The sequence below is a fragment of the Saccharomonospora cyanea NA-134 genome, assembly GCF_000244975.1.
Classification (GTDB): Bacteria; Actinomycetota; Actinomycetes; order Mycobacteriales; family Pseudonocardiaceae; genus Saccharomonospora; species Saccharomonospora cyanea.
Genome location: NZ_CM001440.1, coordinates 746,299 through 762,521, shown reverse-complemented (window position 1 = coordinate 762,521; position 16,223 = coordinate 746,299). Strand labels below are relative to the sequence as shown.

21 protein-coding genes are annotated in these 16,223 nt (G+C 71.0%); 6 read left to right on the top strand and 15 right to left on the bottom strand.

The window, feature by feature from the left end; all coding sequences use genetic code 11:
* Positions 1–81: 81 nt before the first annotated feature.
* Both SACCYDRAFT_RS03735 and sigE read right to left on the bottom strand, forming a co-directional pair.
* Positions 82–906: an anti-sigma factor family protein gene (locus tag SACCYDRAFT_RS03735; protein WP_005453737.1), complete on the bottom strand. Its 825-nt coding sequence runs from the start codon at positions 904–906 to the stop codon at positions 82–84.
* Positions 903–1,496, bottom strand: a complete 594-nt coding sequence (gene sigE / locus SACCYDRAFT_RS03730; protein ID WP_005453736.1) for an RNA polymerase sigma factor SigE — start codon at positions 1,494–1,496, stop codon at positions 903–905. The genes SACCYDRAFT_RS03735 and sigE overlap by 4 nt, the downstream gene beginning before the upstream one ends.
* Before the next feature lie 310 nt (positions 1,497–1,806).
* Between sigE and SACCYDRAFT_RS03725 the strand changes: the two genes are divergently transcribed.
* Positions 1,807–2,466, top strand: coding sequence for an O-methyltransferase (locus tag SACCYDRAFT_RS03725; protein ID WP_005453735.1), 660 nt, complete (start codon positions 1,807–1,809; stop codon positions 2,464–2,466).
* 72 nt (positions 2,467–2,538) lie between these two features.
* Here SACCYDRAFT_RS03725 and SACCYDRAFT_RS03720 read toward each other — a convergent pair whose 3' ends face one another.
* Positions 2,539–3,750 (bottom strand): MFS transporter, encoded by a 1,212-nt coding sequence (locus SACCYDRAFT_RS03720; RefSeq protein WP_052309168.1) that lies wholly within the window; start codon positions 3,748–3,750, stop codon positions 2,539–2,541.
* A 64-nt stretch (positions 3,751–3,814) separates the two neighbouring features.
* Here SACCYDRAFT_RS03720 and SACCYDRAFT_RS03715 point away from each other — a divergent pair, with 64 nt between their 5' ends.
* Positions 3,815–4,759, top strand: coding sequence for a LysR family transcriptional regulator (locus SACCYDRAFT_RS03715; protein WP_005453733.1), 945 nt, complete (start codon positions 3,815–3,817; stop codon positions 4,757–4,759).
* Here SACCYDRAFT_RS03715 and SACCYDRAFT_RS03710 read toward each other — a convergent pair.
* Together SACCYDRAFT_RS03710 and SACCYDRAFT_RS25655 are read right to left on the bottom strand one after the other, a co-directional pair.
* The gene (locus SACCYDRAFT_RS03710; protein ID WP_005453732.1) at positions 4,741–6,213 is read right to left on the bottom strand and encodes a leucyl aminopeptidase family protein; all 1,473 of its coding nucleotides are present in this window, start codon (positions 6,211–6,213) and stop codon (positions 4,741–4,743) included. The two genes, SACCYDRAFT_RS03715 and SACCYDRAFT_RS03710, sit on opposite strands and share 19 nt — an antisense overlap.
* A 71-nt stretch (positions 6,214–6,284) precedes the next feature.
* Complete coding sequence (locus SACCYDRAFT_RS25655; protein ID WP_005453727.1) at positions 6,285–6,452, bottom strand: DUF3117 domain-containing protein; 168 nt, start codon at positions 6,450–6,452, stop codon at positions 6,285–6,287.
* Positions 6,453–6,709: 257 nt separating this feature from the next.
* On the opposite strand from SACCYDRAFT_RS25655, the gene SACCYDRAFT_RS03705 reads away from it, so the two are divergent.
* Positions 6,710–7,489 carry an enoyl-CoA hydratase-related protein gene (locus tag SACCYDRAFT_RS03705; RefSeq protein ID WP_232283828.1) on the top strand — a complete coding sequence of 260 codons (780 nt, stop codon included), beginning with the start codon at positions 6,710–6,712 and terminating at the stop codon, positions 7,487–7,489.
* A gap of 27 nt (positions 7,490–7,516) precedes the next feature.
* Here the strand turns inward: SACCYDRAFT_RS03705 and SACCYDRAFT_RS03700 are convergent, their stop codons facing one another.
* From SACCYDRAFT_RS03700 to SACCYDRAFT_RS03690, 3 genes are read right to left on the bottom strand one after another with little or no spacing between them, the layout of a single operon-like run.
* Positions 7,517–8,089 (bottom strand): DNA-3-methyladenine glycosylase I, encoded by a 573-nt coding sequence (locus tag SACCYDRAFT_RS03700; RefSeq protein ID WP_005453722.1) that lies wholly within the window; start codon positions 8,087–8,089, stop codon positions 7,517–7,519.
* Entirely contained in the window at positions 8,086–8,538 is a 453-nt protein-coding gene (locus tag SACCYDRAFT_RS03695) for an SRPBCC family protein (RefSeq protein WP_005453720.1), read from the bottom strand. The genes SACCYDRAFT_RS03700 and SACCYDRAFT_RS03695 overlap by 4 nt, the downstream gene beginning before the upstream one ends.
* Complete coding sequence (locus SACCYDRAFT_RS03690; protein WP_005453718.1) at positions 8,531–8,845, bottom strand: DivIVA domain-containing protein; 315 nt, start codon at positions 8,843–8,845, stop codon at positions 8,531–8,533. Before SACCYDRAFT_RS03690 ends, SACCYDRAFT_RS03695 begins: the two co-directional genes overlap by 8 nt.
* Before the next feature lie 108 nt (positions 8,846–8,953).
* Here SACCYDRAFT_RS03690 and SACCYDRAFT_RS03685 point away from each other — a divergent pair, with 108 nt between their 5' ends.
* Positions 8,954–9,628: a lysophospholipid acyltransferase family protein gene (locus SACCYDRAFT_RS03685; protein ID WP_005453710.1), complete on the top strand. Its 675-nt coding sequence runs from the start codon at positions 8,954–8,956 to the stop codon at positions 9,626–9,628.
* 9 nt (positions 9,629–9,637) lie between these two features.
* On the opposite strand, the gene SACCYDRAFT_RS03680 is transcribed toward SACCYDRAFT_RS03685, so the two are convergent.
* The 3 genes from SACCYDRAFT_RS03680 to dapE are packed head-to-tail and all read right to left on the bottom strand — an operon-like array spanning position 9,638 to position 12,085.
* Complete coding sequence (locus SACCYDRAFT_RS03680; RefSeq protein ID WP_005453709.1) at positions 9,638–10,225, bottom strand: LOG family protein; 588 nt, start codon at positions 10,223–10,225, stop codon at positions 9,638–9,640.
* Complete coding sequence (locus tag SACCYDRAFT_RS03675) at positions 10,207–10,992, bottom strand: LOG family protein (RefSeq protein ID WP_005453706.1); 786 nt, start codon at positions 10,990–10,992, stop codon at positions 10,207–10,209. The genes SACCYDRAFT_RS03680 and SACCYDRAFT_RS03675 overlap by 19 nt, the downstream gene beginning before the upstream one ends.
* Positions 10,993–11,008: 16 nt before the next feature.
* Complete coding sequence (gene dapE / locus SACCYDRAFT_RS03670) at positions 11,009–12,085, bottom strand: succinyl-diaminopimelate desuccinylase (protein ID WP_005453705.1); 1,077 nt, start codon at positions 12,083–12,085, stop codon at positions 11,009–11,011.
* Positions 12,086–12,121: 36 nt separating this feature from the next.
* Between dapE and SACCYDRAFT_RS03665 the strand changes: the two genes are divergently transcribed.
* On the top strand, positions 12,122–12,556 hold the full coding sequence (locus SACCYDRAFT_RS03665) for a hypothetical protein (RefSeq protein ID WP_005453703.1): 435 nt from the start codon (positions 12,122–12,124) through the stop codon (positions 12,554–12,556).
* A gap of 30 nt (positions 12,557–12,586) precedes the next feature.
* Positions 12,587–13,597 carry a 2,3,4,5-tetrahydropyridine-2,6-dicarboxylate N-succinyltransferase gene (gene dapD, locus SACCYDRAFT_RS03660; protein ID WP_043537027.1) on the top strand — a complete coding sequence of 337 codons (1,011 nt, stop codon included), beginning with the start codon at positions 12,587–12,589 and terminating at the stop codon, positions 13,595–13,597.
* Positions 13,598–13,738: 141 nt separating this feature from the next.
* On the opposite strand, the gene SACCYDRAFT_RS03655 is transcribed toward dapD, so the two are convergent.
* From SACCYDRAFT_RS03655 to fdxA, 4 genes are read right to left on the bottom strand one after another with little or no spacing between them, the layout of a single operon-like run.
* Positions 13,739–14,062 (bottom strand): hypothetical protein, encoded by a 324-nt coding sequence (locus SACCYDRAFT_RS03655; RefSeq protein WP_232283775.1) that lies wholly within the window; start codon positions 14,060–14,062, stop codon positions 13,739–13,741.
* Between the two features lie 32 nt (positions 14,063–14,094).
* Positions 14,095–14,304, bottom strand: coding sequence for a hypothetical protein (locus SACCYDRAFT_RS03650; protein WP_043536117.1), 210 nt, complete (start codon positions 14,302–14,304; stop codon positions 14,095–14,097).
* Between the two features lie 29 nt (positions 14,305–14,333).
* Positions 14,334–15,425: a succinyldiaminopimelate transaminase gene (gene dapC / locus SACCYDRAFT_RS03645; RefSeq protein ID WP_005453697.1), complete on the bottom strand. Its 1,092-nt coding sequence runs from the start codon at positions 15,423–15,425 to the stop codon at positions 14,334–14,336.
* Positions 15,422–15,742 carry a ferredoxin gene (gene fdxA, locus SACCYDRAFT_RS03640; protein WP_005453696.1) on the bottom strand — a complete coding sequence of 107 codons (321 nt, stop codon included), beginning with the start codon at positions 15,740–15,742 and terminating at the stop codon, positions 15,422–15,424. Before fdxA ends, dapC begins: the two co-directional genes overlap by 4 nt.
* Positions 15,743–16,223 lie beyond the last annotated feature (481 nt).

Sequence of the window (16,223 nt, the reverse complement as noted above, 5' to 3'; positions counted from 1 at the left end):
ACTGCGGTGATCACTGGGATCGCTCGGCGTGTGACCCTACGCCTAGCCTCCCACAGTGATGCTGCCCACGGGCCGGTGAAGTCAGCGTGGGGCACCCGCCGGCGCGACCACAGTGCTCGTGGTGGCCGGTGCGGCGCTCTCCGAGGTGGAGGCGCCGACGTTCACGGTGGTACTCGTCGCGCTCGTGGTGGTGGACGTGCCCGTGGTCGTCGGAGTGCTCTGCGCGCCTCCGGTGGCGTAGGCATTGCCGGCATTGCCGGCATTGCCGGCATTGCCGGCACTGTCGTGAGCACCGCCGCGAGCGCCGTCGTGAGTGCCCATCTTCGCCGCGGGCAGCACGTCCGTACGCGGCGTCGCGGTGGACTCCGGATCCGCCTCGATGGTGCGACCGTCGCCGGCGCTGGTGGTGGCGACCAGTGCGAGCGCGCTGAGCACCAGCCCCGAGACCACGACACCGGCTCCCTGTGTGGCCCGTCTGCGGACCGAGGACAGCCGGGGACCGTTGCCCAGCACGTTGGGCGACGTGCCGAGAGGCGCCGACGTACCGAGCGCACCCGGCGGGAGACCGTCGCACAGCCCCGCGACCTGGTTGGGACGCTGGACGGCCATCAACTGCCCGTCCACACCCACGGCGAGGTGGTCGGGCGGTTTCGGAAGGTCGACGGTGTGCGGTATCTCTCGCAGGCTCGCGAGAAAACCGGCCGAGATGGCGGGGGTCCGCGCCTGCCGCACCGCGGCACTGACGGACCGCTGCGCGGCGACCTCGGCGGAACACCGGGGACAGTGGGCGAGGTGCGCTGCGGCACGCTCCTGAGCGCCGAGCGACAGCTCCTGGTCCACGAACGCCACCACGGCGTCGGGAAGAAGATGCGACTCGGCCATCCCCCATCCCTTGCCAACCGTCATACCGTTGCCTCCTGTTTGAGCGCGCGGCGGCGCTCGAGGGAAGACTTCAGAGCCTGCCGGCCACGGTGGATCCGGCTGCGGACAGTGCCGAGCTTAACGCCGAGCGTCGCACCGATCTCCTCATAGGACAGGCCCTCCACGTCACAGAGCACCACGGCGGCCCGGAACTCCGGCGGGAGTTCGTCGAGCGCCGCCTGAAGGTCGGGGTCGAGATGGGTGTCCGAGTACACCTGTTCGGGGCTGGGGTCGTCCCCGACGATCCGATCGGTGTCCTCCGGCAGACCCTCCATGCGGACGCGGGCGCGTCGGCGGGCCATGTCGAGGAACAGGTTGGTCGTGATGCGGTGCAACCAGCCCTCGAACGTTCCCGGCTTGTACGACGCGAGCGAACGGAACACCCGGATGAACGTCTCCTGGGTGAGGTCCTCCGCATCGTGGGCGTTGCCCGTCAGCCGGTAAGCAAGCCGGTAGACACGATCGGCGTGTTGCCGGACGACCTCGTCCCAGGTCGGCGGTGTCCACGTGACCTCGTCCTCGACCGGAACCGGAGCGGTCTGCGTGCTGTCGTGTGGCAGCTGAGGCACCTCCATCGGCCCGTCCCCTTCACTACTCCACCCAACGTGGCGGGTACGACGGGAGTTCCCGTCCTTGGCACAACAGTGTTACCCGCTTTCCTGTGGTTGTAGTGAAGTCCGTCTGAGAGCATCCTGAGAAACCGTGTCCGCGACGGCCGCGCTCGACCGACCCGCGTTACCTGCGCTTACGTGGTTTTCACACGGGCCACCGCCCGCCACCGCATCGGGCACCGTGCGCGCACCGCCGCGATTCCGCCGAGACGAACGGCACCTTAGGTACCTGACTGGCCGTGCTGACCCACAGTGCCGCGCTAACCTCTGGCGCGTGAACTCCGAGACGCACATCACCGGTTGGGTTGATCTCGGCGAATTCATCGAGGCGTACCTCCCCGAGGACGACGTCCTCACCACGGCACGCCTCCGAGCGGAACAGCTCGGCTGCCCACCGGTGTCGTGCGCCACGGGGTCGACGCTCAGCTTCCTGGCCGCGTCGGTTCAGGCCAGGGCGGTGGTCGAGATCGGAACCGGCGCCGGTGTCAGCGGTCTGTACCTGTTACGGGGAATGACCCCGGACGGCGTGCTGACGTCGATCGACATCGAGCCGGAGTTCCACCGCAGCGCACGGCGCTCGTTCCTCGACGCGGGATACCCTCCGGGACGCACCCGGCTGATCATGGGGCGAGCTCTGGACGTGCTTTCCCGGCTCACCACCGGCGGCTACGACCTGGTGTTCGCCGACGCGGCGCGGGTGGAGTACCCGGGCTACTTCGACCTCGGCGTGCAACTGCTGCGGCCAGGGGGCGTGATCGCGTTCCACAACGTGCTGGCGGCGGGTCGGATCGCCGATCCGACGCGACGGGAACCGGAACTGCTGGCCCTGCGCGACGTGGCCCGCGCGGTGCGGGAGGACACGCGACTGATCCCCACCCTGCTGCCGATGGGCAACGGCCTGCTGGTGGCCGCGATGACCACGGTGGCTTCCTGACGGGAACGCGTGCGAGCGCATACCTCATCGTAACCCGCCTTCGAACATTTGTTCGAGCCCGATGGGGTGAATTCAGGACGCTTTCCGGGGCCGAGCCAGAATCACCGCGCCCATCGCCGCGCACCCGAGCCAGACCGCGACCACGCCGACGAGCCACCCCCATCCCGCCAGCCCGAAGACGACGCTGCCGACCGTGCCGCCGACACTGCTGCCCAGGTAGTACGCCAGCGTGTACAGGCCGGACGCCGAAGCCCGAGCCTGTGGGGGCGCCTCGGCGGCCGCCCAGCCGTTGGCGACGGCGTGCGCCGCGAAGAAGCCACCGGTGAAGACCACGAACCCCACGATCACGACGACCAGCGAATCCGCCACCGTGGCCACCGCACCGACGACCGTCAGGGCGAGCGCGGCGAGCAGGCAGCGCATCCTGCCGAACCGGGACACGAACCGACCCGCCGTGGCGGACGACACCGAGCCCATCGCGTAGCAGAGGAAGACGAGGGAGGCGACCGCCGGACTGAGACCGAGCGGCTCGCCGGTGAGCCGGAACCCCGCCGCGTTGTACAGCGCCACGAACGAGCCCATCGCCAGCAGCGCCACGCCGTACTGCGCCCACAGGACGGGCTTGCGCAGTCCCAGGGCGAAGCCCGACAGCACTGTGCGCAGCCGCGCCGCGGAGGGCCCGGCGCGCTCACGTCGCGGCGGCCGGGGCAACGTGGCGACGGTGAGCAGCGCACAGAGCAAACCGACACCGCCCACGACGGCGAGGGCACCGTGCCATCCCAGCCACTCGGTGACACCCCCGGCCGAGAGCCGGCCGAGCATCCCGCCGACCGTGTTCCCGGCGATCATCGCCCCGACCGCTCCGGCCACGCCCGCGGGGCCGAGCAGCTCGGCGAGATAGGCGGCGGCGACCCCGGGGAAGCCCGCGATCGCGACCCCCTGAAGCACGCGCAGCACGAGGAGGACCTCGTAGGAGGGCGCGAACGGCAGCAACAACCCCAGCACGGCGGAGGCCAGCACCGAGGCGATGATGACCGGTCGTTTGCCGACGAGCTCGGACACCACGGCGATGGGCAGCACGGCCGCCGCGAGTCCGCCCGTGCCCGCCGACACGGCGAGCGAGGCGGCGCCGGGGTCGAGCCCGAACTCGGCCGCCAACTGTGGCAGCAGCGGTTGCGGCGCGTACAGCAGGGAGAACGAGCAGATCCCCGCCGCGGCTACCGACACGGTGACGCGACGGCCGCTCACGGCCCCAACGGCCGGTTCCCGCACGGTGACGTCCACGTGTTCCAACGGTAAGCGAGGCTAAACAATACGTCCAATACGGTAATGACGCATCATTCATGCCATGGTGAATGAATCTGGCGGTAGTGTTCTCTCGGGTCTCACAGCGGAACTCGCCCCGGCGGCCGCGCTCCTGCGCGCGCTGAAGCACACCTCCAGCCTCACCAGGGCCGCGGCCGAACTAGGCGTTCCCCAACCCACCGCGAGTCGCCGTCTCGCCGCCCTCAGCGCCGCCGTCGGAGCGCCGCTCACCGTGCCCGCCGGACGCGGCATCCGCCTCACGCGAGTCGGCCACGTGCTCGCCGACGCGGCCGAGCAGGCCGTCGACATCCTCGATCACGGCGTGCGCCGGGTGAGGGAGGAGATCGACCCGGAGTCCGGTCACGTCGTGCTGGGCTTTCTGCACCTACTTGGCCGTTCCCTGGTGCCCGGCCTGCTCCGCGACTTCCGGGCAGACCACCCGCGCACCCGGTTCAGCCTCGTGCAGGGCTCCCGGCAGAGCATCGTCGACAGGATCACGTCCGGGGCCATCGACCTGGCTCTGGTCGCCCCGCCACCGGCCGAGGCGACGCTCGAGTCGGTGGTCCTCACCGAACAGGAGCTGTTCGTGGCCGTGCCCGACGACCACCGGCTCGCCTCCCGGGCGGACGTGCGGATGAGCGAACTCGCCGGCGAGGTGTTCGTGATGCTCGAACACGGCTACGGGTTGCGGCAGATCACCGACGACCTCTGCGCCGCCGCCGGGTTCACGCCCACGGTGGCGTTCGAGGGGCAGGAGTCGGACACCGTACGGGGACTCGTCGCGGCCGGCCTCGGGGTCGCGCTGCTCCCGGCGTTCGAACCGCGCCCGCCGTCAGGAGTCGTGGAGATCCCACTCGCTCCACGGGTGACCCGTGAGATCGGTCTGGCGTGGCCGTCGGATCGGCCGCTACCTCCCGCCGTGGCGACGTTCCGCGAGTTCGTCCGCCGCCGTGCGGGAGCGGACGGCGCTCAACGCCCTTTCGCGTAGGAGGCCGCGAACTCCACGAGCGTCCGCGCGGCGAACCCCGTACCTCCGGGCACCACCTCGGCGTAGGTGCCCTCCGCGCGGGCCGGACCAGCGATGTCGAGGTGCGCCCACGGCAACCCGGCCGTGAACTCACGCAGGAACAGCGCCGCGGTGATACCTCCGGGGCCGGGCGGGCACTGGCGGACGTCGGCGAGGTCGGCACGCACGGCGTCGGAGTACTCCTCCGACAACGGCATGCGCCACCACTGCTCCCCGACCTCGTCACCGGCCGCGCGGATGCGCTCGGCGAGCGCGTCGTCGGTGGCGAACAGGCCACCGGTGCGCAGGCCCAGCGCCACCTTCATCGCGCCCGTCAGCGTGGCCACGTCGACCACCACGTCGGGACGGTAGGTGGCGACCCCGTAGGCCAACGCGTCGGCGAGCACCATCCGACCCTCGGCGTCGGTGTTGTCGACCTGCGTGGTGAGACCCCCGTAGTGGCGCACCACGTCCCCCGGCCGGTAGGCGGAGCCGGAGACGGAGTTCTCGGCCGACGGCACGAGACCGGTGACCCTCACGTCGAGTTCCAGTGCGGCGATCGCGCGCAGAGCCGCGATGACCGCGCCCCCACCGGACATGTCGGTGCGCATGAGATGCATGCCGGCGGCGGGCTTCAACGACAACCCGCCGGTGTCGAACGTGATGCCCTTGCCGACGAGCAGCAGGTGGGTGGTCGCACCACGCGGTCGGTACGACAGCTCGACGAGCCTCGGCGGGTGGGCGGAGCCGCCCCCGGCGGCCAGGATGCCTCCGAACTTCCGCTCGGCCAGCCACTTCTCATCGCGAACGGTGACGGAAAGGCCGCGTACGTCCGTCGCCACCCGTTCGGCCGTGCTCGCGAGCCAGGCCGGGGACTTCACGTTGGACGGCGTGTTCGCCAGGTCGCGCGCCAGGCCCGTGGCGCGCGCGAGCTCACAGGCCCGGGACACGGCGGCCGCGTACTCCCCGACGACGGCCTCGGGCGCCAGCAACCGCACGGTCCTCACCCGTGCCGGGGAGTCCGACGCGGTCACGCGGTAGCCGTAGCCGCCGAGCAGGGCTCCGGTCGCGAAGGCGGCGTAGTCGCCGGCGCCGGCCGATTCAGGCAGCCGGACCTGCACGGTCAGCGGGGGACGACCACCCGAGTCGGCCTCGGCGTCGGCGTAGGAGTGTGCGGCCCGGACGAACGCGGCGCCCGCCGCACGGAAGTGCCGGGGATCGCCCTTGCCGACACCCACGATCCACCGTGGACCACCGGCGCCGGGCAGGAGCTGGACCTCGCCGTCCGCGCCGGTGAACCCCGTCTCGGCGGGAACATCGGAAGGCGGTGCTCCCTCGAGGACGAGCAACGCCTCGGGGGCTCCTCGCTTCGCGCGGTCGGCCACCTCCACATCGATCAACCGCGAGGGGACTGGCGGAAGCGGCGAACGCACCATGCGATCTCCAGGCACTACGAATCAGGCCAGGTCGACCGAGATCGACACCGGCTGCTTGTCAGGGCGAGAACTCAGCTTGTGGCCTGCTGAAGGGCAGCACCGAGGTCCTTGGCCTCCTCAGCCGTCAGTTCGACGACGAGACGTCCACCGCCCTCCAGTGGTACGCGCATCACGAGGCCCCGCCCCTCCTTGGTCACTTCGAGGGGACCATCTCCGGTCCGGGGCTTCATGGCCGCCATAGCGTGCTCCCTCCGTTACGAACCAGCGCGCCCGGTTTACGCTCGCCAAAGCAACCGGGTCGTGACCATTGTCCCCCATGAGGGGTCGGCCGCGAACGTGGACCGATCTTACCGGCGGCGGATCGTTGCTGGTATGCGCGCCGCGGGCCTGTCAAACTCGCCATCCGAGGACGACAACGGAGGATGCGGTGACCCCACACGAGAGCACGACAACGGCGACACACGCGGGCAGCGAAGCCGGCAACGGCGCGGACGACGTGCTGCTGGTGGCCGATGCCGACGGCGTGCGCACACTCACGCTGAACCGGCCCGAGGCGTACAACTCGCTCACCGTGGAGCTGAAGGAGCGCCTGCTCACGGCGCTGCGGGACGCGGCAGCGGACGACGACGTGCGAGCGGTCCTGCTGACCGGAGCGGGTAAGGCGTTCTGCGCGGGCCAGGACCTGAAGGAGCACGTCGGAATGCTCCGGTCGGGCGACGAGGCGCCGTTGCGGACGGTGGCCGAGCACTACAACCCCATCGTCACCACGATCGTCGACATGCCGAAGCCGGTGATCGCGGCGGTCAACGGCGCGGCGGCGGGTGCCGGCGCGGCCCTGGCCTACGCCTCCGACCTGCGCATCGCGGGCACGTCGGCGAGTTTCGCGATGGCGTTCGCGGGCGTGGGGCTCGGGCCCGACTCCGGCGCGTCGTGGACGCTCCAACGCCTCGTCGGGTACGGCAGGGCCGTCGAGTTGATGATGCTCGGTCGCAAGCTGGACAGCGCTGAGGCACTTCGGTCGGGGCTGGTCGGCGAGGTGGTGCCGGACGACGAGCTGGCCGCTCGCGCCCATGCCGTCGCCGCGACGCTCGCGGCGGGTCCGACCAGGGCCTACGCCAAGATCAAGAGCACGGTCGCCGCGGCCTCCGGCAGCACGCTCGCCGAGGCGCTGGCCGCCGAGAACGTGGCGCAGACCGAACTGGGCGGCACCTCGGACCACCGCGAGGCGGTGGAGGCCTTCGTGGAGAAACGCCGTCCGAAGTTCACCGGAAAGTAGGTCACCGAATGCGGTGAACCACGCGGTTCACACCGCGCGGAAACACCCCAGCACGTGGTCGTCGACCATGCCCGTCGCCTGCATCATGGCGTAGCACGTCGTCGGCCCGACGAACGCGAAGCCGCGTTTCTTCAGCGCCTTGGCCATCGCCACCGACTCGGGCGTCGTGGCGGGGACGTCGGACATCGTGGACGGCCTCGGCCGGGCGCCCGGCTCGGGGGCGAACGACCACAGCAACTCGCCGAGGGGCACGTCGAGCTCCGCGACGGCCCTCGCGTTGGCGATCGTCGCGAGTATCTTCGCCCGGTTACGCACGATGGAGGCGTCGGCGAGCAGCCGGGCGACGTCGTCGTCGGTGAAGGCGGCGACGCGGTCGGGAACGAAACCGGCGAAGGCGCGACGGAAGCCCTCCCGCTTGCGGAGGATGGTCAGCCACGAAAGGCCCGACTGGAACGCCTCCAGCGACAGCCGCTCGAAAAGCTCGACGTCGCCTCGCAGCGGCACGCCCCACTCCTCGTCGTGGTAGGCGGCGTAGTCGGGCGCGCTGTTGCCCCACGCGCACCGGGCCACGCCGTCGGCGCCGACCAGCTCGGGGTTCACCCGCCCACCTCGTAGGTCTCCGCGAACCTCGCGAACGTCCGCATGGAATGCCGCAGCGCCCCCGCGAACGCCGGCCTCACCAACAGCCATCCCAGCCTTCCCACCGGACCGAACGGCGGAGTGAAGTCCTCCGCCCACACGAACACGCACCGCGTCGGCCCCTTCGCGTGGACGTGGAAGGTGCCGGTGCCCCTCACGATCTTGCCGAGATGGCGGACGGTGCACCGCACCGGTGGTTCCCAGCTCGTGATCTCCATCGTGTCCGTGACCCCGACACCGCCGACACCGGTGAACGCCTCCAACCGCGAGCCGACGCTACGCCCGTTGCCCGACACCACCCGCACCGTCGTGCCCTTGATCCACTCACACTGCCGGTCCCAGTCGGTCAGGGCGAGCCACGTGGTCCCCGCGGGCGCGGGAACCTCCACCGACACCGCCAGGTCACTCACGGCGCACCTCACTGCCCGCGCGTTCGGCCTCCAGCTCCGCCACCCGGGCGCGCAGGAGATCGATCTCCGTACCGAGCCGGGACATCACCCAGTCGACCTCCGACATCTTGTACCCGCGCACCACGACCTGGAACCGCACGTCACCGATGTCGGCGCTCGTGATGTCGTCGGTGGGAAGGCGAGTCGGCGAACTCTCCGGAGCGAGCGGCGCCAACTCCTCCCCCCTACCGAACACGAGCGAGGCCAGCAGGAACACCACGGCCGCCACCAGCAGCATCACGAGGAGGTAGATCAGGGCGGTGGTCACACCACGATCGTGACACACCCGCCGGACCGGCGTGCGCTTCGGCGGCCACCCCGGAGCCGGCGGTGCCGACCGTGCGATCCTGAATGGCGATCGCCACCGGGAGGGACCGTGTTGCAACTGCTGATCCGAGGAGCGCTCGCTCCGTTGGCCCGGCTCGTCTACCGCCCCGAGGTCGAGGGCGTGGAGAACGTCCCGCTGTCCGGACCGGTGCTGCTGGCCCCCAACCACCGGTCGGCGATCGACACGGCCGTGCTCTCACTCACCTCACCCCGGCCGGTGCGTTTCCTCGGCAAGGCCGAGTACTTCTCGGGCCGGGGAGTGAAGGGCCGTGCCCTCGCCGCGTTCCTGTCCGCGCTCGGGTACGTGCCCGTGGAGCGCGGTAACGCGATGGCCGGGCTCGCCGCGCTGTCGGCGGCCCGTGAGGTGCTGGAGGCGGGCGAGACCTTCGCGATCTACCCGGAAGGCACCCGTTCGCTGGACGGCCGCCTGCACCGCGGGCACACCGGCGTCGGCAGCCTCGCCCTCGAAACGGGCGCCACGGTGGTGCCCGTGGCGCTGAGCGGCACAGAGCGGCTGTTGCCGGTGGGCAGGAAGATCCCGCGGTTCGCCAGGGTGCGTGTGCGCTTCGGCGAACCGCTCGACTTCTCCCGCTACGAGGGGTTGGGCTCCTCGCCCGCGATCCGGCGCGCGGTGACCGACGAGATCATGTACTCGATCATGGAGTTGTCCGGACTGGAGTACGTGGACCGCTACCACGAGCGTCCGCGATCCGACGCGGCCTGAGCGGGTGTGTCAGCCCGCCCACTTGTCGACGGGCGTGTACGTGTGCCGGGAGAACGCGTCGAGCAGTGCCTCGGCGTCGTCCGCGACGGTGACGAGAGCACGGCTGCTCTCACCGAGGAAGCCCTCGCCGACCATGTGGTCGAGGAACTCCGCCATCTTGGAGTAGTAGCCCCGGACGTCCAGCAGCCCGACGGGCTTGGCGTGCAGGCCCAGTTGAGCCCACGTCCAGACCTCGAACAGCTCCTCCAGCGTGCCGGCCCCACCGGGCAACGCCACGAAACCGTCCGACAGGCGCGCCATCGTGGCCTTGCGCTCGTGCATGTCCTCCACGACGTGGAGCTTCGTGAGGCCGTGGTGGGCGATCTCGGCCCGCATCAGGTGCTTCGGGATCACACCGATGACCTCGCCGCCCGCCTCCAGCACCGCGTCGGCCACGACCCCCATGAGCCCCACCTGGCCGCCGCCGTAGACGAGGCCGATGCCGCGCTCGGCGAGCAGTCTGCCCGTCGCGGCGGCTTCGGCGGCGTAGGAGGGGTCGCTGCCCGACGACGACCCGCAGAAGACGCAGATCCGCTCCACTAGTGCGTGTCCTCCCATGCCTTGTAGGCCTCCTGCACCACGCCGATGGCGTCGTCGATGTCGTCGGTGACGTGCAGCAGCGCCATGTCCCGCTCGTTGATCTTGCCTTCGGAGAGCACAGTGTCGCGCACCCACTCGTACAGCCCGCCCCAGTAGGCCGAGCCGAACAGCACGACGGGGAACTTCGTGACCTTCTTCGTCTGCACGAGCGTGAGCGCCTCGAACAGCTCGTCGAGCGTGCCGAACCCGCCCGGCAGGCAGATGAACGCCTGCGCGTACTTGACGAACATCGTCTTGCGCGTGAAGAAGTAGCGGAAGTTCACCCCGAGGTCGACCCACGGGTTGAGCCCCTGCTCGAAGGGCAGCTCGATGCCGAGTCCGATGGACAGCCCGCCCGCCTCGGACGCTCCCCGGTTCACGGCCTCCATCGCACCCGGACCGCCACCGGTGATGGCGGCGAACCCGGCACCCGCCAGAGCCGCGCCGATCTGCCTGCCGAGCTGGTACTCGGGATGGTCCCGAGGGGTGCGGGCGGAGCCGAACACCGTCACCGCGCGGGGCACCTCCGCCAGCGCGCCGAAGCCCTCGACGAACTCGGCCTGGATGCGCAGAACCCGCCACGGGTCCGTGTGCACCCAGTCGCTGGGACCGCGCGAGTCCAGCAGCCGCTGGTCGGTGGTGGAGTCCTCCGACTGCCTGCCCCTGCGCAGGACGACGGGCCCACGGTGTCGTTCCGGCGGCCGTTCGTCGCCGTTGTCTGTGTTGTTGCGCGTCACCTCGGTCACAGCGATCAGCGTAGGGTCAGCCGGCCAGAAACGTCCGCAGGACCTCGCCGACCCGGCGGATGTCGCGTGCCGGGACGTTCTCCTGCCGTGTGTGGGCGAGCGTGGGATCACCGGGCCCGAAGTTCACGGCCGGCATGCCGAGCGCGGCGAACCGAGCGACGTCGGTCCACCCGAGCTTGGCCGCAACGTCGCCACCCGCCGCGCTCACCAGCTCCGCCGTGGCCGGAGCCGACAGGCCGGGCAGCGCGCCGGGGGAACGGTCGACCACGGTGAGGTCGTAGCCGTCGAACACCTCCCGCACGTGCCGCTCCGCCTGCTCCGGCGTGACGTCGGGTGCGAAACGATGGTTCACGGCCAGCACCGCCTCGTCGGGCACGACGTTGCCCGCGACCCCACCGGAGACCCGCACCGCCTGGAGTCCCTCGCGGTAGGTGAGGCCGTCGATGTCGACCACCCGCGGCTCGTACTCCGCGAGCCTGCGCAGCGGCTCGGCCAGCGCGTGGATCGCGTTGGTGCCCATCCACGCCCGCGCGGTGTGCGCCCGCACCCCGGTGAGCCGGATCTCCGCGCGCAGCGTGCCCTGACAGCCCGCCTCGATCGCGGCGTTGGACGGCTCCCCCACCACGGCGAGGTCCCCGCGCAGCCACTCGGGCAGTTCCCGCTCGACGCGCCCTAGCCCGTTGCGGGCCGCCTCCACCTCCTCGCAGTCGTAGAAGACGAAGGTCACGTCGTACCGCGGCCGCGGCAGCGTGGCCGCGAGGTGCAGGAACACCGCGTCACCGCCCTTCATGTCGACGCTGCCGAGCCCGTGCAACACCTCGTCGTCGCCGGACCCGGTGCGCCGCGAGGGCAGGTTGTCGTTGACGGGCACCGTGTCGAGGTGTCCCGCGAACACGATCCGCCTCGACCGGCCCAGGTTCGTCCTGGCCAGCACCGCGTCACCGTTACGCACCACCTCCAGGTGCGGCGCCTGTGCTCGCAGGGCGGCTTCCACCGCGTCGGCGATGGCCGCCTCCGTTCCGGAGACGCTGGCGATGTCGACGAGGGACGCGGTCAGGTCGACGGGATCGGAACGCAGCTCGAGCGAGGGCATGCTGGCACCGTAGCCCCCGCTGCGTACGGTGGAGACGTGCGTACCCGTGCCTGTGTCGCCCTGCTCACCGCCGCAGCGTTCGTGTTGACCGGTTGTTCCCGGGAGGCCGGTCCGACGCCGAAGGGAGCACCGGATCCGGGTCCCGGCGCGCTCGCCGTGAAGGTGCGCGCGTTGCAGGCCGACGACTGCTACACCGTGCCCACGGAGGTGCGGGCGCCCTCGTGCGAGAAGTACGTCACGCAACTCGCGAACGTTCCGGGCAACGCCCGCAACTACGCGACGGGACATCCGAGGCTCGCCGAGGCCGCCGACACCCTCGACGCCACCGTGCGCGCCTACCGGCACAACAACTGCGCGAAGGGCGGCGACGCGGACCTCTGCGCCGCCACGCTCACCGACATGGCCACGGCACTGACGGACCTCCACACCGAGCTGTCCAGCCTGCCCGACGTGGCGACACAGCCGAGCTGAGCGCGGGTTACCGTAGCGGTCGTGAGCACCGTGAGCGCAGCTAACCCGAATCCCGAAACGACCGGCGCGACCGGTGTCGGCCTGGCGACCGTCACGAGTGACGGCACTGTGCTCGACACGTGGTTCCCGCAGCCGAAGCTCGCCGACGCGGGCACGCCGGGCACGTCAGGCACGTCCGTGGCAAGCGGTACCGAGCGACTGTCGAAGGAACAGGCCGCCGAGGCCCTCGGCGCGTCGGCCACCGCCCTGCTGGGCCCCGACGACGCGCGCGGGGTCGAGGTCGTGGCCGTGCGCACCACCATCGCGTCGCTGGCAGAGGCGCCCGCCGACGCCCACGACGTGTACCTGCGACTGCACCTGCTCTCCCACCGGCTGGTGCGCCCGCACGGCCAGAACCTCGACGGCATCTTCGGCCACCTGGCCAACGTCGTGTGGACCAACCACGGCCCGTGTCCGGTGGAGGGCTTCGAGGCCACGCGCATGCGACTGCGGTCGCGAGGACCCGTGACGGTGCACAGCATCGACAAGTTCCCCCGGATGGTGGACTACGTGCTGCCCAGCGGCGTCCGGATCGGCGACGCCGACCGCGTGCGGCTCGGCGCCCACCTCGCGAGCGGCACCACCGTCATGCACGAGGGCTTCGTGAACTTCAACGCGGGCACGCTCGGCGCGTCGATGGTGGAGGGCCGCATCTCGGCGGGCGTCGTGGTCGGCGACGGCACCGACATCGGCGGTGGCGCCTCGATCATGGGCACGCTGTCCGGCGGTGGCAAGGAAGTCATCTCGCTGGGCGAGCGCTGCCTCATCGGCGCCAACGGCGGCGTGGGCATCTCCCTCGGTGACGACTCCGTGGTCGAGGCGGGCCTGTACGTCACGGCGGGCACGAAGGTGGTCTTCCAGGGCCGCACCGTGAAGGCGCGCGAGCTGTCCGGTGTCTCCGGCGCGCTGTTCCGGCGCAACTCCGCCACCGGCGCGGTGGAGGTCGTCGAGCGCACCGGCGCGGGCGTGGAACTCAACGCCGCCCTGCACGCCAACGACTGAGACCGCGAAGGCTGCGACGAGGGCCGTGGGCCGCCATCGAAGTCCTCACGGCCCTCGTACAACCCGGGCACTCAGGCCGAGGTGCGGTGGCTCGCTTCCGAGTTCCCCTCCCACGGAGGGTTCGGGTGCGTCCCGAAGGACTCATTCGGTGAGCTTCGGGTGACCGGTACCCGCATACCGCAACCAGCCGGTGTGGTTCTCCTCGTCAAGGAGACACCGGACGCGCCCGCCTCCGGTGACCTCGATCTGCCACTGCGGTAGCTCCCGGCGGGCGTGCCTGCCGGTCGCGAGGTCGTACTTCAACCGGTGATGGCGCAGCGGTGGCAGCCCGGCCAGCTCACCCGGCGAGTGCCGCAGGAGATCCCGAACCTTCCGCAGGTTGCCCGGCGCCGCTGCCAGCGGTTCCTGCCAGCCACGCACGGCTTCACCGTTCGCGTACCGGATCTTCCATTCGTCGCCGCTCACCGGTTGAGCGACGTCGTCCCCACGTTTTGGGCTCATGCGCCGGCAGGAGGTTCGACAGGCTCGTCAGGCTCGTTGACGGCACCGACGTCGGAGCCGTCTCGCCGCAGCGCCGCCAGCAGTTCCGGATCGGCGTACACGGAAGCGGTGCTGCGCCATGCGGCCACGACATGGACGACGTGAGCCGGGTTGTCCAACGCCGCCGCGCCTCCGACAGCACTGTGGCCGGGCAGCGTCTCCGCCACCCGGCCACGGTCGGTGCTCGGTTCTCGTGCTACTCCGCCAGGCGCTCGGCGGCGGTGCGCACGCGCTCGTCGGTGGCGGTCAACGCCACCCGGACGTGCTCGCCACCTCTCGGCCCGTAGAACGTGCCCGGTGCGACGAGGATGCCGCGCTCCGCCAGCCAGGCCACCGTCTGGCCTGCGGGCTCGCCTCGCGTCGCCCACAGGTACAGCCCGGCCTCGGAGTGGTCGACGCGGAATCCCGCACGCTCCAGAGCGGGCCGCAGCACGTCACGGCGCGCGGCGTAGCGGGCCCGCTGCTCGCGGAGTGCCTCGTCGTCGGCCAGCGCCACGGTCATGGCCTCCTGCACCGGCCTCGGCACGATCATCCCGGCGTGTTTGCGCACGGCCAGCAGGTCGCGCACCAGCGCGGGGTCCCCGGTCACGAAACCGGCGCGGTATCCGGCGAGATTGGCCGACTTCGACAGCGAGTGCACCGCCAGGAGGCCGTCGAGGCTGCCGCCGTGCACGTCCGGATGGAGGATCGACACGGGATCGGCGTCCCACCCGAGCGCCAGGTAGCACTCGTCGGACACCACCACGGTGCCACGTTCCCGCGCCCACTCCACCACCTTGCGCAGGTGGGCGACCCCGAGGACCCTGCCGGTGGGGTTGGACGGCGAGTTCAGCCACAGCAGTGCGGGCCTCGCGGGGCCGAGCGCGGTGAGCCCGTCCGCCCGCGCGACGGTGGCGCCCGCGAGCAGAGCCCCCACCTCGTAGGTGGGATAGGCCAGCTCGGGGATCACCACCGTGTCGCCCGCGCCCACGCCGAGCAGCGTGGGCAGCCAGGCGACGAGCTCCTTCGACCCGATCGTGGGCAGTACCGCGTCCGGCTCGACACCGGTGACGCCGTGTCGCCGCCGCAACGCACCGACCGCCGCCTCACGCAGCGCGGCGGTGCCGTGCGTGGTGGGGTAACCCGGAACGTCCGACACCGACGCCAACGCGGCCCTGATGCTCTCCGGCACCGGGTCCACGGGCGTCCCCACCGACAGGTCGACGATCCCACCGGAGTGGGCGCGTGCCGTGGCGGCGTGCCCGGCCAGCGAGTCCCAGGGAAAATCGGGAAGCGCGGGCCCGCTCATTCGCCCTGCGGGGGCAGGTCCTTGATCCACTGCGGGTCGTGCGCGGTCTTGCCGACCTTCGCCGCCCCACCCGGCGAGCCGAGCTCGTCGAAGAAGTCGGCGTTGGCCTTGGTGTAGGCACCCCACTCGTCCGGAACGTCGTCCTCGTAGTAGATGGCCTCCACCGGGCAGACCGGCTCGCAGGCCCCGCAGTCGACGCACTCGTCGGGGTGGATGTAGAGCATCCGCTCGCCTTCGTAGATGCAGTCGACGGGGCACTCGTCGATGCATGCCTTGTCGAGCACGTCGACGCAGGGCTCGGCGATCACGTAGGTCACTGCGTTCTCCTGCTTGTGTCTTCGGTCTGGCCTTCTCGCCGGACAACTCCGCTGTTCCGCTTGCGCATCCTATGCCGACGCCACGATCGGGCCGTCGCCGTGTTACTGAGTGAACACCCACGCGAAATCCGCGTGTCCCGTGGGTGCTTCGCCGGTGGCAACTCCATTGTGACCGAGATCGCCGGAGTCGAGCAGGCCTGCGCGGAAGGCATGGCCTGCGCAGGTCGAGCACCGCCTGGGCCGGTGAACGCTCTCCGGGCGAGGCGACCGCGTGGTCGCCGTCGGGTCTTTCGACCGGCCTCCGTCGCAGGTCCCACGGCAGGCGTGTGAGTTCGCCCACTCCCCGGCGTCGCCCGGCCGGCCGTGCATCCGGGCCGTCGCGGTCGCGTTGTACGAACGGCACGGGTTCGTGGAACACCACCGTTACCGGCACCGGGTCGCGTGCGAGGATCGGGCACCGGAGGAACAACACGGACTGGAG